The following is a 14757-nucleotide window of genomic DNA, read 5'->3' as shown; positions in this document are numbered from 1 at the left end:
ACTGCGAGTGGGACGAGCGGGACGAGCGGGACTGCGAGCGGGACTGTGAGCGGGACTGTGATCGGAGGGGTGGCATGAGCGGCACCGTGCTCGGTCCCGGGGTCGAACGGGACACCGTCGCGCCCGGCTACCGGCCCGGCCGGACGCTGCCGCTGCGGGTCGAGGCGATGCGCCAACTGCGCCGCCGCCGGACCCTGGTGGTCGGCGGGGTGCTGGCCGCGCTGCCGTTCGTCGTGCTGGCGGCGTTCCAGATCGGCGGCACGCCCGGACGGGAGAACCGCACCACGTTCATCGAGCTGGCCACCGCGTCCGGGGCGAACTTCGCCGCCACGCTGCTGTTCATGGGCACCGGCTTCCTGCTGGTCATCCCGGTCGCGCTGTTCGCGGGCGACACGGTGGCCTCCGAGGCGAGCTGGTCCTCGCTGCGCTACCTGCTGGCCGCGCCGGTGCCCCGGGCCCGGCTGCTGGTGCGCAAGTTCACCGTGGCGATGGTGTTCTCGGCCGCCGCGGTGGTGCTGCTGCCCGCCGTCGGACTGGTGGTCGGCACCGCCGCGTACGGCTGGGGCGACCTCAGGCTCCCCACCGGGGCGACGCTCTCCGCCGCCGAGGCGCTGCCCCGGCTGGCGGTCGCCGTGCTGTACGTGTTCCTGGCCGAGATCGTGGTCGGCGCACTGGCGTTCTGGCTCTCCACGGCGACGGACGCCCCGCTCGGCGCGGTCGGCGGCGCGGTCTTCGCCTCCATCATCACCGGCGTGCTGGACGCCGTCACCGCGCTCGGCTCGCTGCGCGAGTGGCTGCCCGCGCACTGGCAGTACGCCTGGGCGGACGCGCTGCAACCGCAGTTGGAGTGGGGCGGCATGGTGCAGGGCGTGGTGCTGTCGCTGTCGTACGCGGTGGTGCTGCTGGCGCTGGCGTTCCGCGGGTTCGCGGCGAAGGACGTGGTGTCCTGAGGGCCGTGGCCGTGGCCGTGGGAGGGGAGGGGGCGGGACGGGGGTGCGCCGGGTGCGGCCGGTCAGCGGGCGCCGTCGCGGACCAGGAGCAGGTCGAGGTCGAGGGCGTGGGCCCGGGAGGCCCAGACGGGCAGGTGCTCGGTGAGGAACCAGGCGGCCTCCTCCAGGTCGTCCTCGTCCAGCGCCTCGACGTCCTGCTCGTGGATCGACTCCGAGGCCAGCAGGGAGAGTTCGGCGAGCAGGTCGGCGGTGTCGGTGCGGGCCGCGAGGGTCGGGTACGGCCACGGCCAGTCGTAGGCGGCGTCGGCCGGGAACGGCCACGGGCGGGACCAGAGCGCGGCCAGGGCGGGCAGTTCGAGCGCGGTGAAGACCTCCGTCAGCTCGTCCCAGTGCCGCCCCGGGACGGAGACCGCGCCCAGCGGCGTGCCGAACGCGCCCGCCAGGGCGGGCAGCAGGGCGGTGTAGCGGGAGTCCGCGTCGGCGCGCAGCCGGCCGGAGAGCAGCTCGGTGAGCGCGGCGGAGGACGGCACGCCGGGCAGTGCGCGCTCGCCCGAGCCGGGGAGGCGGTGCAGGACGGCGGCGTCCACCGCGAAGGCGGAGAAGTACTGTTCGGCCATGCCCCGCATTCTGCCCCGGCCGGGCGACAACTCCATTGGCGGGTAGCGGTGTTGGACGGCGCACCGGTCGGGGGGCGGTGTGCCGGGCGGGCGGTGCGGGCGCGAAGTGGGTGCGGCGCGGGCGTGGAGCGGGTGGGCGGCGGGTGGCTGGCGGCCGGGGGTGCGGGGCTAGGTCAGGAGAAGCGGAAGAGCTGGGTCCTGGCGCCGGGCGTGCAGGTGCCGACGTTCAGGGCGTTGCCGCTGCCGCTGTCGGTCAGGCAGCTCTGGACGCCGTAGCCGAACTTCAGCTGGAAGGTGCCGGAACCGGCGTCGGCGAGCGTCCAGTAGGCCATGTCGCCGTAGGAACTGGCCCCGGCGAGTTCGGTGGTGTTGGGGCTGCCCGCGTAGGGGGCGCCGAGGCTGACGCCGCTGCTGGCCGCGCAGGCGGTGAAGACCGTCACGCCGTTGCTGGTGCTCATGACCCAGCCGTAGGCGGTGTGGCCGCCGGACACCACCGGGACGCCCGCGCTGACGGCGTCGGCACCGAGGCCGACGGAGCGGCCGCTGCCGACGTTCACCAGGTGGCCCCAGCCGCTGCCGCCGCAGCCCTTGGCCGGGCCCGAGGAGGAGGCGGGCGGGGTGGTGGCGGCGGGGGTGGCGGGGGTGGTCGGCTTGGGCTGGTTCGGGGTGCTGCCGGAGCCGGAGCCGGTGCCACTTCCGGAGCCTGAGCCGCTGCCCGTGCCCGGGTTGCTGCCGCCGCCCGAGCCGTTCGCGGTACCGCCGGAGTTGCCGCCGTTGCCGGAACCGCCGCCGCTGCCGCCGCCGTTCGCGGTGCCCGGGTTGCTGCCGGTGTCCGCGCCGGGGGCGGTGTTCGGCGGGACGGGGTTGCCCGCCGGGTCGGTGGCCGGGGCGGAGGCGGGCGGGGTGGGGTCGGCCTGGACGGTGCCGGAGGCGGCGGCGGACGGGGCGGCGCCGTCGGCGGTGCCGGTGGCCGGCCCGCCGGGGCCCGGCGTGGAGCCGGACGCGACCTGCTGCTGGTCCTGCTTCTGCTGCCAGGGCAGCAGGTCGAGCTGCTGGGCCGTCACGCCGCCGCCGGTGACCAGCACCACCGGCAGGATCAGGGTGGCCAGCCGGCGGCGCGCGGCCCGCTTGTCCCCGGCCGCGGCGGGGGCGGTGGGCGCGAGGGCCGCGACGGGGGCGGGGGCGAGGACGGGTGCGGGCGCGGGTACGGGTGCGGGGACGAGCGGCGGGGCCTCGACGGGTTCGGGCGGGTCGAGCACCGCGCCGAGCCCGGTCGGGGTGGACATCGCCTGCCGGGCGGCGAGCGCCATCGCCGCCGCGTCCGGGTAGCGCTCCCCGGGCTGCTTGGCGAGCGCCCTGGCGACCACCGCCCGGACCGGCGCGGGCACCTCCGCGGGCAGGTCGGGCAGCGGCTCGCGGACGTGCTTGAGCACCACTTCGAGCGGCGTCCCGCCGGTGAACGGCACGGCGCCGGACAGCAGTTCGTACAGCACCACGCCGACCGAGTACAGGTCGGAGGCGGCCGAGGCGTCCTTGCCCTCGGCGCGTTCCGGGGCCATGTACAGGGCGGTGCCGATCACCGCGTGGGCGGTGGTGATCCGGGTGTCGGCGAGGGTGCGGGCGATGCCGAAGTCGGTGACGGTGATCCGCCCGTCCTGGTCGATCATCAGGTTGGACGGCTTGATGTCCCGGTGCACGATGCCCTGCCGGTGCGCGGCGTGCAGCGCGTCCAGCACCTGGGCGGCGACGTCCAGCGCCCGGTCGGGCGGGAACGCGGTGCGGCCGCGGGCCTTGTCGAGCGGCTTGCCGGTGAGCAGCTCCATCACGATGTACGCGGTCCGCGCGCCGGGCTCGCCGTCGTCCTCGCCGTAGTCGTGGATGTGCACCACGCCGCGGTGGTTCATCGCGGCCAGCACCGTCGCCTCGCGGCGGAACCGGGCGGCGAAGACCTCGTCCTCCATCAGCGCCGGGAGCACGATCTTCACCGCGACCTGACGGCCCAGCACCTGGTCCTCGGCCCGCCAGACCTCGCCCATGGCGCCGCTGCCCAGCCGTTCGGAGAGGGCGTAGCGGCCCCCGAGCACGGTCCCCCGACCCCACATGTCCCGCAGTCCCCCGAGCATGTTGTATGGCTTGTCAGTAACGATTCTGACCGTTCGAACGCGCGCTGGGAAGCCGGTACCGCCCCCCGTCCCGCCCGACCGCGGCGACTCTACACCTGTGGTGCGGAGCAACTGCCGGTCGGGCGGGGCGAGATGAGGCGAGGTCAGGCCGCGGGGGAGCGGTCAGCGGCGCAGGCGGGCGTCGGCGGCCAGGGAGTCGACCAGGGCCTCGACGCTCGCGGGCGGGAGGCCGCGGGAGACGAACCAGGCGCCGACGTTCCGCACGTCCCGCTCCAGGAAGGAGAGGCCGCGCGGGTTGGCCACCACGTCGACGATCTGCGGGACGTCGATGATCACCAGGCGGCCGCGGTGCACCAGGATGTTGTAGGCCGAGAGGTCTCCGTGGGCGTAGCCGTCGTAGGCCAGCAGCGCGAGGCTGCGGCCCAGTTGGCCCCAGAGGTCCTCGATGTCGGCCTCCTCGGCGCGCAGTTGGGCCAGCCGGGGTGCGGCCGTGCCGTCCTCGTCGCCGACGAACTCCATCAGGATCTCGGTGCCGGTGATCTGCACCGGGTACGGCACGGCGACGCCGGCCGACCAGAGGCGGCACAGCGCGCCGAACTCGGCCGCCGCCCACTGGCCGGCGATCGCCTCCTTGCCGAAGGCGGTGCGCTTGGCCATCGCCCGGCTGATCCGGGTCTCCTTGTGCTGGCGGCCCTCCAGGTAGCCGGAGTCCCGGTGGAACATCCGGTGCTGGGCGTCCCGGTACCGCTTGGCGGCCATCAGGGTGCGGCGGCCGGTGCCGGGGACGGCGCGCTCCAGCAGGAACACGTCGGCCTCCTTGCCGGTCTTCACGATGCCCAACTCGGTGTCGACGGCCGCGAGTTCGGTGACGACCCAGTCGGGGCGCGGCTCGGGGCCCTTCTCGGTCGGGGTGGACTGGTCCCAGGTGGACCAGCGGTCGCCGACGGCCGGGCCGTCGGCGACGGGGGCGGAGAACTCCTGCTCTGCGTCGGTGCGGGTCCCGTCGGCGGTGTCGTGCTCGTCGTCGGCGGCCCGGTAGGAGGCGAAGTAGTCGTACTCGGGCTGGGAGTCGTCGAAGCGGTCGGCCCGGCGGCCGCGACGGGAAGCGCCCTTGGGGCGGATGCGGGAGAAGGAATCGCTGTCGGCAAAGCGCTCGCGCACTGCGGTGGCTCCTGGTGGGGTGGCCCACCGGGGCGCGGAGTGCCGCGCGGTCAGCCGGTGGGACGAAGACGGGGGGAGGCGGATGGCGCGCACACGAAGGCGCGCCGCGTCACGGCGGCAACCATCGGTCTGCACCCCCTCTCGTCGGGCCCGCGGGCGCACGGCGGCGCGGCGGGACGGTGACCACCCTAGCGAGGGCTGCGCGCGACGCAAGGGGTTTTTCGGCGGGGCGGGCGGCGGCGGGGTGCGTGGCCGGGCGCGCAGTTCCCCGCGCCGCTGACGGGGCCGGGAGGGGTTTCTTGAACGCTCGGCGTGGTGGGCGTCAAAGTCCCCTATCTGGCTGTACGGTTGGGATGGATAGGGAAGGATGGGGAATGAACGATTTCTACTCGGTCGAGGACGTGGCCGAGCTGCTCGGGCTGCACGTGAAGACCGTGCGGGGGTACGTGCGGGACGGGAAGCTCAAGGCGGTGCGGATCGGGAAGCAGTACCGGATCGCCCGGGCGGAGGTGGAGGCGTTCACCGGGGGCGGGGTGCCGCTGAAGCCGGCCCGGGTGGACGCCTCGGCGGTGGTGCAGGTGGAGGGGGTGGGCGCGCGGGACGCCGATCGGCTGGTGACGGGGGTGCTGGCGGCGGCGAACGCGTGGTCCGGCGGGCCGCGGCCGCTGTGGGTGCAGGCGGTGCGGGAGGAGGAGCGGAGCGTGCTGCGCTTCGTGGTGATGGGGCCGCCGCGGCGGGTGGCGGACGTGCTGGCGCTGGTCGACGACCTGACGGGAGAGGTGCGGTGACGGACGTTCGGGAGCTGGGCGGGGCGCGGGTGCTGGTGGCCGCGGCCGAGGGGGAGGTGGTGGCGGGGGAGCGCGCGGCGCTGGACCTGCTGGGTGACGCGTACCACCGGGAGGCGTCCTGGGTGGCGCTGCCGGTGGAGCGGCTGGGGGCGGAGTTCTTCCGGCTGCGCAGCGGGGTCGCGGGGGCGGTGGTGCAGAAGTTCGCGCAGTACCGGACGGGCCTGGCGGTGGTGGGGGACGTCGCGGCGTGGGCGGCGGAGTCGGACGCGCTGCGCGACTTCGTCCGGGAGAGCAACCGCGGTCGGCAGCTGTGGTTCGTCGAGGACCTGCCGGAGTTGGCCGGGCGGCTGGCGGACCGGGGGGCCGTCCGGGGCGGTTGACTTGCGGACGGGGTCTTCCAGTGACAGGTGACATGTGCAATTGTACATGTCACCTGGCCGTCGGGGCACCTCGACGGCCTCCGACCCTCGGCCGCGGCCCCCCAACCGCGGCGCCACACCGGCCCGGAGGCCCCCACGTGCGAACCTTCCGGAAAACAGCCGCGCCCACCGGACGGGCGACGAGTCTGCTGCTCTCCCTCAGCCTGGCCCTCGGCTTCCTCGGCGCCCTGGCGCCGAGCGCCGGGGCCGCCGCCCCGGCCGGACAGCGGCCGACCGACTCCGACCGGGCGGCGAAGTCGTCCCGGTCTGCACCCCGCAGCACCCAGGCGGCCGAGCGCCGCAAGGACTCCGACCGCGACGTGCGGGCGGACGCCAGCAAGCGGCCGCCGCTGACGCTCAAGGCCGAGCCCGCCACCGCCCGGGCCACGGCGACGGCCGGGGCGACGGCCGCCGCGGCGACCTGCAACGCCTCGGACTTCACCGGCCGCACCGGCAGCGCCCTGGTGACGCAGATCAAGTCCGCCTCGGTGGACTGCGTCAACTCGCTGTTCCTGCTCAAGGGCAACGACGCGAAGCTGGCGTTCAAGGAGTCGCAGATGGTCGGCGTGGCCAACGCGCTGCGCGACCTGTCCGCCACCTACCCGGGCGACGACTCCACTTCGGCCACCCAGATCGTGCTGTACCTGCGGGCCGGCTACTACGTGCAGTGGTACAACCCGGACGTGGTCGGCAGCTACGGCAGCGGCCTGAAGAGCGCGATCGAGGGCGGCCTGGACGCCTTCTTCAACAGCGCGCACTCGCGGGACGTCACCGACGCCAACGGCGCCACGCTCTCCGAAGCGGTCACCCTGATCGACAGCGCCGCCGAGAACGCCCGCTACCTGAACGTCGTCAAGCGCCTGCTGAACGGCTACGACAGCTCCTACGACGCGTCCTGGTACATGCTCAACGCCGTCAACAACGTCTACACGGTGCTGTGGCGCGGCCACCAGAACAGCGACTTCCCGCCCGCCGTGCAGGCCGACCCGAGCGTGCTGGACGCCCTGCAGTCCTTCGCCTCCCGCAACGGCGCGCTGCTCGGCGGCGACAACGGCTACCTGGTCTCCAACGCCGGCCGCGAGCTGGGCCGCTTCCTCCAGTACCCGGCGCTCCGGGCGAAGGTCCGGCCGCTGGTGAAGGGCCTGCTGGACCAGAGCGCGATCACCGGGCGCACCGCCGCGCTCTGGGTCGGCCTGGCCGAGATGACCGACAGCTACGACCGGGCCGACTGCTCGTACTACGGCACCTGCGACCTGGCGAACCGCCTAGAGGCCGCCGTGCTGACGGTCGACTACACCTGCAGCCCCAGCATCAGGATCGTCGCCCAGGCGCTGACCGCCGCCCAGCTGATCACCGCCTGCACCAGCCTCAAGGGCCAGGACGCCTACTTCCACGGCGTGGTCCGGGACGGCGGCGCGGTCGCGAACGACCACAACTCCACCATCGACGTGGTGGTCTTCCACTCCAGCGCCGACTACCAGACCTACGCCGGCACCATCTTCGGGATCTCCACCGACAACGGCGGCATGTACCTGGAGGGCGACCCGGCCGCGGCGGGCAACCAGCCCCGGTTCGTCGCCTACGAGGCCGAGTGGGTCCGCCCGGACTTCCAGATCTGGAACCTCAACCACGAGTACACCCACTACCTCGACGGCCGCTTCGACATGGCCGGCGACTTCGACGCCGGCATGGCCACCCCGACCGTCTGGTGGGTCGAGGGCTTCGCCGAGTACGTCTCCTACTCGTACCGCGGCGTCGAGTACACCGACGCCCTCACCCAGGCCGGGCAGCACACCTACGCGCTGTCCACCCTGTTCGACACCACCTACGACAACGCCGACCAGACCCGGATCTACAACTGGGGCTACCTGGCGGTCCGCTACATGCTCCAGTCGCACCGCGCCGACCTGGACGCCGTGCTGGCCGAGTACCGCGCCGGGGACTGGAACGGGGCCCGGACGATCCTCAAGACCACCATCGGCACCCGCTACGACGCCGACTTCAACGCCTGGCTGACGGCCTGCAACGGCGGCAACTGCGGCACCCCCACCACCCCCTCCGTCCCCGAGTGCACCGGCGCCGACACCCGGCAGCTCGACCGGGGCTGCGGCCGCTCCGACGTCGCCGCCACCGCCGGCAACTACGCCTACTTCTACCTGTACGTCCCGGCCGGCACCACCAGCCTGACCATCACCGCCGCCGGCGGCACCGGCAACGCCGACCTCTACTACAGCGGCGCCAACTGGGCCACCACCGGCTCCTACACCGCCAGGTCCACCGGCGCCGGCAACGCCGAGACGCTCACCGTCAGCAACCCGCACGCCGGCTACCACTACGTCAGCCTCTACGGGCAGCAGTCCTTCGGCGGAGTCTCCGTCAGCACCTCGTACTGACCGCCCCCGCGCCGAACGGCCCGGCCCGCCCACCGGTGGGCCGGGCCCCCGCGCGTCCCGGGATGGGCGATCATGGAGGGTCCGCACCAGCGCACCACCCGCAGCACCGAGGAGCCCGACCCGTGGCCGAGATCGTCCTGTTCCACTCCGCGTACGGCCTGCGCCCCGCCGTCACCGAGGCCGCCGGGCGGCTGCGCGCCGCCGGGCACACCGTGCACACCCCCGACCTGTACGAGGGGCGGGTCTTCGAGGAGCTGGAGGAGGGCATGGCGTACCGGGACGAGGTGGGCAACGACGAGCTGCTGCGGCGGGCGGTGGGGGCGGTGGCCCCGCTGCTGCCGGTGGCGGGCGGGCTGGTGTACGCCGGGTTCTCGCTCGGCGGGTCGCTGGCGCAGAACCTGGCGCTGGCCGACGAGCAGGCCCGCGGGCTGCTGCTCCTGCACGGCACCTCCGACCTGCGGGAGGACGCCGCCACCCGGATCCCGGTGCAGCTGCACGTCGCCGAGCCGGACGCGTTCGAGTCCGAGGACTGGCTGAACACCTGGTACCTGCTGATGACCCGGGCCGGGGCCGACGTCGAGGTGCACCGCTACCGGGGCGCCGGGCACCTGTACACCGACGCCGAGCTGCCCGACCACGATGCCGAGGCGGCCGAGCGGACCTGGGCGGCCGCGCTGGCCTTCCTGGCCGAACTGGACGGCGAGGGCTGAGGGCCGCCCGGGGCGGGCGGGGCCGGGCGGCCCGGGCGGCCCGGGCGGGTCAGGACGCGAAGGCCACCGTCCGGCTCTCCGCGTCCGGCTCCAGGAGGGCCAGCAGCCGCCCGCCCTCCCGCTCCAGCTCGGCGCGGCGGCCGTGCGGCAGCAGCGGGGTGAGGGTGAGCACGGCGGCGCCGCGGGTGCGCTGGTGCTCCCAGACGCCCGCGACCAGGCCGTCCACCAGGTAGGAGGCCAGCAGCGTCCCGTTGGCCGCCCGGTAGACCTGGTGGTGGATCGCGGCGGGCAGCATCCGGGTGCGGTCGGCGTGCGAGAGCAGCGCGGCGTCCCACTTCGGCAGGAGGCGCACCGGCAGCTCGCGGCCCGGGTCGGACGGCGGCCGGGCGCCGGGCAGGTCGAGCAGCTCGCGGCCGTCCTCGGCCCGGTGGCGGACCAGCTCGCCCAGCTCGGCCAGCGCCGGGTCGACCTGGCGCAGCCGCAGGCCGGTGAAGTGCGCGACGTCGGCGCGCGAGGCCGGGCCGTAGCCCGCCAGGTAGCGGCGCACCAGGCGGGCGGTGGCGGCCGGTTCCGGCGGCAGCTCGCCCGGCCACAGCACCAGCCGCGGCCGGCCGTGCGCCCGCCAGTGCCCGGACGGGGCGACGTGCACCAGCGGGAGCAGCGCCCGCGGGTAGTTCAGCAGGTCCTCGGTGCGGACCCGGCCGCCGGACGCCGCGGCGGTGTGCTCGCGCAGCTCCCGGGCGCTGCGCGGGACGGCCGCGAAGGCCCGCAGCGAGGCTTCCAGGGCCGGTTCGTCCAGGTCGGCGTCCCGGTGCCGGCCGCGCAGGTCGGTCAGCCACCGGCGGCGCCAGGCCGCCGCCAGGTGCCCGTAGTCGGCGCCGGGGACCAGGTGCAGGGTGCCGCGCATCAGCGTCGACTTGACCACGGTGCCGTCCAGCAGCGCGGCCTCCAGCTCCGACGGCCGGAACCCGGGCAGCCGGGCCCACAGCGCCAGGTGCGGCGACGGCGAGTACTGCGCCTGCAGCGCGGCCAGCCGGGAGACCGCCGCGGCGGCGGTCGACCCCCCGGCGCGGTCCAGCAGTTGGCGCTCGAAGTAGCCGACGGTCAGCTCGCGGTCGGTCAGGGTGCGGATCTCGGGCATCGCCGGGCCTTTCGGGCGCGCTCGTCGGGGGCCCACCTCACAGCCGGTCAGGACACCGGCGGGACGGGCGGCGGCGGGGGGTAGGCGTACGCGGCGCCGTGGCCGTCGGCGGGCGGCCGGGGCGGCGGGACGGCCGGGGGCGCGGGCTGCGCGGCGCCCCACGGGCCGGGCACGGGCGCGGGCACCGGGCCGGGGCCGTAGGGCGGCCGGTAGCCGGGCGGTCCGGGCGGCGGGAACAGCGCGGGCGGGGCGGCCGGGACGGCGGGGGCGCGGGTGGCGGCGACGACGACCGCGGTGGCCGCCGCGACCAGCACGGTCACCACCAGGGTGCAGGTCAGCAGCAGGTTCCCGACCGGCCGGTAGGCGAACTCGCGCGACGGCCGGTCCCCGCCGAACAGGTTCACCAGCTGGGACAGCGCCGCGTACCCGTTCACCGCGCCGAGCAGCACGGCTGCGCCGCGCACCCAGCGCCCGCCGGCGAACGCGCCGCACATCAGCACCGCCGTCGCCAGCAGGGAGGCGATGTCCGCCCCGGCGAAGCCCACCGGCCCGGGCACCGGGTGCGCGTACGAGAGGCCGAGCGCGTCGGGCAGGTAGCCGAGGCCGCCGCGGACCAGGCAGGAGCCGAGCACGGCGCTCTGGACGAGGACCTGGAGCAGCATCAGCACGCCGATCCCGGGCAGCCCGCCCCCGCCCGGCCGAGGCGGGACCTGGGGTGGTGGGGCGTAGGCCATGACGGGTTCCCTCCCGGTGCGCGTGTGGTGGATCGGAGGGTAGCGGAGGGGATTAGACTCGGGGGCGCGATCCCGGAAGCCGTGGTCCGAGCCCTGGTGGTGGCTCGGGCCTCACGTGTTTCAGCCCTCTCCCAGGACCCCGGAGGCCCCGCCTTGAGCGACCAGCCGTACGCGCACCTGCACGTCCACACCGAGTACTCGATGCTGGACGGCGCCGCCCGGCTGAAGCAGCTGTTCAAGGAGGTCGAACGGCTCGGGCAGACCCACGTCGCGATGACCGACCACGGCAACATGTACGGCGCCGCCGAGTTCCACAAGCAGGCCACCGCGGCCGGGATCACCCCGGTGATCGGCATCGAGGCGTACGTCGCCCCGGACTCCCGGTCCAACACCAAGCGCGTCCTGTGGGGCCAGCCGCACCAGAAGAAGGACGACGTCTCGGCGTCCGGCGCGTACACCCACAAGACCATCTGGGCCCGGAACAAGGAGGGCCTGCACAACCTCTTCAAGCTGACCTCGCGCTCCTACGCGGAGGGCTGGCTGGTGAAGTGGCCCCGGATGGACAAGGAGATCATCGCCGAGCACGCGGCGGGCCTGATGGCCACCACCGGCTGCCCCTCCGGCGAGGTGCAGACCCGGCTGCGGCTGGGCCAGTTCGACGAGGCGGTCCGCTCGGCGGCCGAGTACCGGGACATCTTCGGCAAGGAGAACTACTTCCTGGAGCTGATGGACCACGGCCTGGACATCGAGAAGCGGGTCCGCGACGGCCTGCTGGAGATCAGCAGGAAGCTGAACATCCCGCCGGTGGTCACCAACGACTCGCACTACACCACCGAGGGCGACGCGGGCGCCCACGACCTGCTGCTGTGCGTGCAGACCGGCAAGAACCTCTCCGACCCGGACCGCTTCCGGTTCGACGGCACCGGCTACTACATCAAGTCGGCCGCCGAGATGTACGGCCTGGACTCCTCGGACGCCTGGCAGGAGGGCTGCCGCAACAGCCAGCTGCTGGTCGCCCAGCGGGTCGACACCGCCGGCATGTTCGAGTTCAAGAACCTGATGCCGCGCTTCCCGATCCCGGAGGGCTTCGAGTCCGAGGCGGACTTCTTCAAGTCCAAGGTCTGGGAGGGCATGGACTGGCGCTTCCCGGGCGGCTACGACGAGGAGCACAAGAAGCTCGCCGAGTACGAGATGGACACCATCATCCAGATGGGGTTCCCGGCGTACTTCCTCGTGGTCGCCGACTTCATCATGTGGGCCAAGAGCCAGGGCATCGCGGTCGGCCCCGGCCGAGGCTCCGCGGCCGGCTCGCTGGTGGCCTACGCGATGGGCATCACCGACCTCGACCCGATCCCGCACGGCCTGATCTTCGAACGCTTCCTCAACCCCGAGCGCATCTCGATGCCCGACGTCGACATCGACTTCGACGAGCGCCGGCGCGGCGACGTGATCCGCTACGTGACGGAGAAGTGGGGCGCCGACAAGGTCGCCATGATCGTCACGTACGGCACCATCAAGGCGAAGGCCGCCATCAAGGACTCCTCCCGGGTCCTGGGCTACCCGTACGCGATGGGCGACCGGATCACCAAGGCGATGCCGCCGGACGTGATGGGCAAGGGCATCCCGCTGTCCGGCATCACCGACTCCTCGCACCCCCGCTACGGCGAGGCGGGCGAGATCCGCAGCCTGTACGAGAACGACCCCGACGTCCGCAAGGTGATCGACACCGCCCGCGGCATCGAGGGCCTGATCCGCCAGCCCGGCGTGCACGCGGCCGGCGTGATCATGTCCGCCGAGCCGCTGACCGACCACATCCCGGTCTGGACCCGGCACACCGACGGCGTCACCATCACCCAGTTCGACTACCCCACCTGCGAGGGCCTCGGCCTTCTCAAGATGGACTTCCTCGGACTGCGCAACCTGACGATCATGGACGACGCCGTCAAGGCGATCGAGAAGAACAAGGGCGTCAAGATCGAGCTGCTCCAGCTCCCGCTGGACGACAAGCCCGCCTACGAACTGCTCGCCCGCGGCGACACGCTCGGCGTCTTCCAGCTCGACGGCGGCCCGATGCGCTCGCTGCTGCGCCTGATGAAGCCCGACAACTTCGAGGACATCTCCGCCGTCCTGGCGCTGTACCGGCCGGGCCCGATGGGCGTCAACTCGCACACCAACTACGCGCTGCGCAAGAACGGCCAGCAGGAGATCACCCCGATCCACCCGGAGCTGGAGGAGCCGCTCAAGGAGATCCTGGAGCCCACCTACGGCCTGATCGTCTACCAGGAGCAGGTGCAGAAGGCCGCGCAGATCCTGGCCGGCTACTCGCTCGGCCAGGCCGACCTGCTGCGCCGCGCGATGGGCAAGAAGAAGAAGGAGATCCTGGAGGCCGAGTTCGTCCCGTTCCAGAGGGGCTGCCGGGAGCGCGGCTACTCGGACGCGGCGATCCAGGCGGTCTGGGACGTGCTGGTGCCGTTCTCCGGCTACGCCTTCAACAAGGCGCACACCGCCGGCTACGGGCTGGTCTCGTACTGGACGGCGTACCTGAAGGCCAACTACCCGGCCGAGTACATGTCGGCGCTGCTGACCTCGGTCAAGGACGACAAGGACAAGTCGGCGGTCTACCTCAACGAGTGCCGCAAGATGGGCATCCAGGTGCTGCCGCCGGACGTCAACGAGTCCGACGCCGACTTCACCCCGCACGGCAGCGAGACCGTCCGGTTCGGCCTGACCGCGATCCGCAACGTCGGCGGGCCGGTGGTGGAGTCGATGATCCGCACCCGCAAGGCCAAGGGGAAGTACGCCTCGTTCCCGGACTTCCTGGAGAAGGTCGAGTCGGTGGTGTGCAACAAGCGCACCGTCGAGTCGCTGATCAAGGCCGGGTCGTTCGACTCGCTCGGGCACACCCGCAAGGGCCTGACCGCCCAGTTCGAGCCGATGATCGACAACGTGGTCGGGATCAAGCGCAAGGAGGCCGAGGGGCAGTTCGACCTGTTCGGCGGCGACAGCGTCTCGGACGAGCCGTCCTTCGGGCTGGACGTGGTGTTCTCCGAGGAGGAGTGGGACAAGTCCTTCCTGCTCACCCAGGAGCGCGAGATGCTCGGCCTGTACGTCTCCTCGCACCCGCTGAACGGCATCGAGCACGTGCTGGCCGACAAGGCCGACTGCGCGGTCGCCGACCTGGCCGAGCGCCCCGACGGGACGATCGTCACCATCGGCGGCATCATCTCGGGCCTCCAGCGCAAGATGACCAAGCAGGGCAACGCCTGGGCGATCGCCACCGTCGAGGACCTGGCCGGCTCGATCGACTGCATGTTCTTCCCGGCCAGCTACCAGCTGGTCTCCTCGCAACTGGTCGAGGACGCCGTGGTGTTCGTCCGCGGCAAGCTCGACAAGCGGGAGGACGTGCCGCGGCTGATGGGCATGGAGCTGGCGGTGCCCGACCTGAGCAACGTCGGGGCGCAGCTGCCGATCGTGATCACCGTGCCGGAGAACAAGCTGACCCCGCCGATCGTCTCCCGGCTCGGCGAGGTGCTGGGCAGCCACCGGGGCAGCACCGAGGTCCACGTCCACCTGCGCGGCCGGACCAGGACGGTGGTGCTGCGGCTGGACCGGCACCGGGTGAAGTCCGACCCGGCGCTGTTCGGCGACCTCAAGCAGCTGCTCGGGCCGAGCTGCCTGGCCAGCTGACGGCGGTGCGCGCGGACGGGCCCCGGCGGAGTCG

11 protein-coding genes are annotated in these 14757 nt (G+C 73.4%); 6 read left to right on the top strand and 5 right to left on the bottom strand.

Annotated features, from left to right (window positions below; genetic code table 11):
- Positions 1-74: 74 nt before the first annotated feature.
- Positions 75-950 carry an ABC transporter permease gene (locus ACIP60_RS26200; RefSeq protein ID WP_400688373.1) on the top strand — a complete coding sequence of 292 codons (876 nt, stop codon included), beginning with the start codon at positions 75-77 and terminating at the stop codon, positions 948-950.
- A gap of 62 nt (positions 951-1012) precedes the next feature.
- Here the strand turns inward: ACIP60_RS26200 and ACIP60_RS26195 are convergent, their stop codons facing one another.
- From ACIP60_RS26195 to ACIP60_RS26185, 3 genes are all read right to left on the bottom strand, one after another.
- Complete coding sequence (locus ACIP60_RS26195; protein WP_400688371.1) at positions 1013-1567, bottom strand: hypothetical protein; 555 nt, start codon at positions 1565-1567, stop codon at positions 1013-1015.
- Between the two features lie 173 nt (positions 1568-1740).
- Positions 1741-3669, bottom strand: coding sequence for a serine/threonine protein kinase (locus ACIP60_RS26190; RefSeq protein WP_400688369.1), 1929 nt, complete (start codon positions 3667-3669; stop codon positions 1741-1743).
- A 183-nt stretch (positions 3670-3852) separates the two neighbouring features.
- The gene (locus ACIP60_RS26185; RefSeq protein ID WP_400688367.1) at positions 3853-4851 is read right to left on the bottom strand and encodes a serine protein kinase RIO; all 999 of its coding nucleotides are present in this window, start codon (positions 4849-4851) and stop codon (positions 3853-3855) included.
- A 374-nt stretch (positions 4852-5225) separates the two neighbouring features.
- Here ACIP60_RS26185 and ACIP60_RS26180 point away from each other — a divergent pair, with 374 nt between their 5' ends.
- The 4 genes from ACIP60_RS26180 to ACIP60_RS26165 all read left to right on the top strand — a co-directional run bounded on the left by ACIP60_RS26180 (position 5226) and on the right by ACIP60_RS26165 (position 9161).
- The gene (locus ACIP60_RS26180; protein WP_400688365.1) at positions 5226-5639 is read left to right on the top strand and encodes a helix-turn-helix domain-containing protein; all 414 of its coding nucleotides are present in this window, start codon (positions 5226-5228) and stop codon (positions 5637-5639) included.
- Entirely contained in the window at positions 5636-6019 is a 384-nt protein-coding gene (locus ACIP60_RS26175; RefSeq protein WP_400688363.1) for a DUF4180 domain-containing protein, read from the top strand. The genes ACIP60_RS26180 and ACIP60_RS26175 overlap by 4 nt, the downstream gene beginning before the upstream one ends.
- 185 nt (positions 6020-6204) lie before the next feature.
- On the top strand, positions 6205-8451 hold the full coding sequence (locus ACIP60_RS26170; RefSeq protein ID WP_400688630.1) for a M9 family metallopeptidase: 2247 nt from the start codon (positions 6205-6207) through the stop codon (positions 8449-8451).
- Positions 8452-8573: 122 nt separating this feature from the next.
- Positions 8574-9161: a dienelactone hydrolase family protein gene (locus ACIP60_RS26165; protein ID WP_400688361.1), complete on the top strand. Its 588-nt coding sequence runs from the start codon at positions 8574-8576 to the stop codon at positions 9159-9161.
- Positions 9162-9210: 49 nt separating this feature from the next.
- Here ACIP60_RS26165 and ACIP60_RS26160 read toward each other — a convergent pair whose 3' ends face one another.
- Positions 9211-10302: a winged helix DNA-binding domain-containing protein gene (locus ACIP60_RS26160; protein WP_400688359.1), complete on the bottom strand. Its 1092-nt coding sequence runs from the start codon at positions 10300-10302 to the stop codon at positions 9211-9213.
- Positions 10303-10349: 47 nt separating this feature from the next.
- Positions 10350-11036, bottom strand: coding sequence for a hypothetical protein (locus ACIP60_RS26155; protein ID WP_400688357.1), 687 nt, complete (start codon positions 11034-11036; stop codon positions 10350-10352).
- Between the two features lie 153 nt (positions 11037-11189).
- On the opposite strand from ACIP60_RS26155, the gene dnaE reads away from it, so the two are divergent.
- The gene (gene dnaE, locus ACIP60_RS26150; RefSeq protein WP_100835774.1) at positions 11190-14723 is read left to right on the top strand and encodes a DNA polymerase III subunit alpha; all 3534 of its coding nucleotides are present in this window, start codon (positions 11190-11192) and stop codon (positions 14721-14723) included.
- The last annotated feature ends 34 nt before the right edge of the window (positions 14724-14757 follow it).

The sequence above is a fragment of the Kitasatospora sp. NPDC088783 genome, assembly GCF_044750705.1.
GTDB lineage: Bacteria > Actinomycetota > Actinomycetes > Streptomycetales > Streptomycetaceae > Kitasatospora > Kitasatospora fiedleri.
The sequence above is the reverse complement of the archived record's forward strand: the minus strand, read 5'-3'. Positions and strand labels throughout refer to the sequence as shown.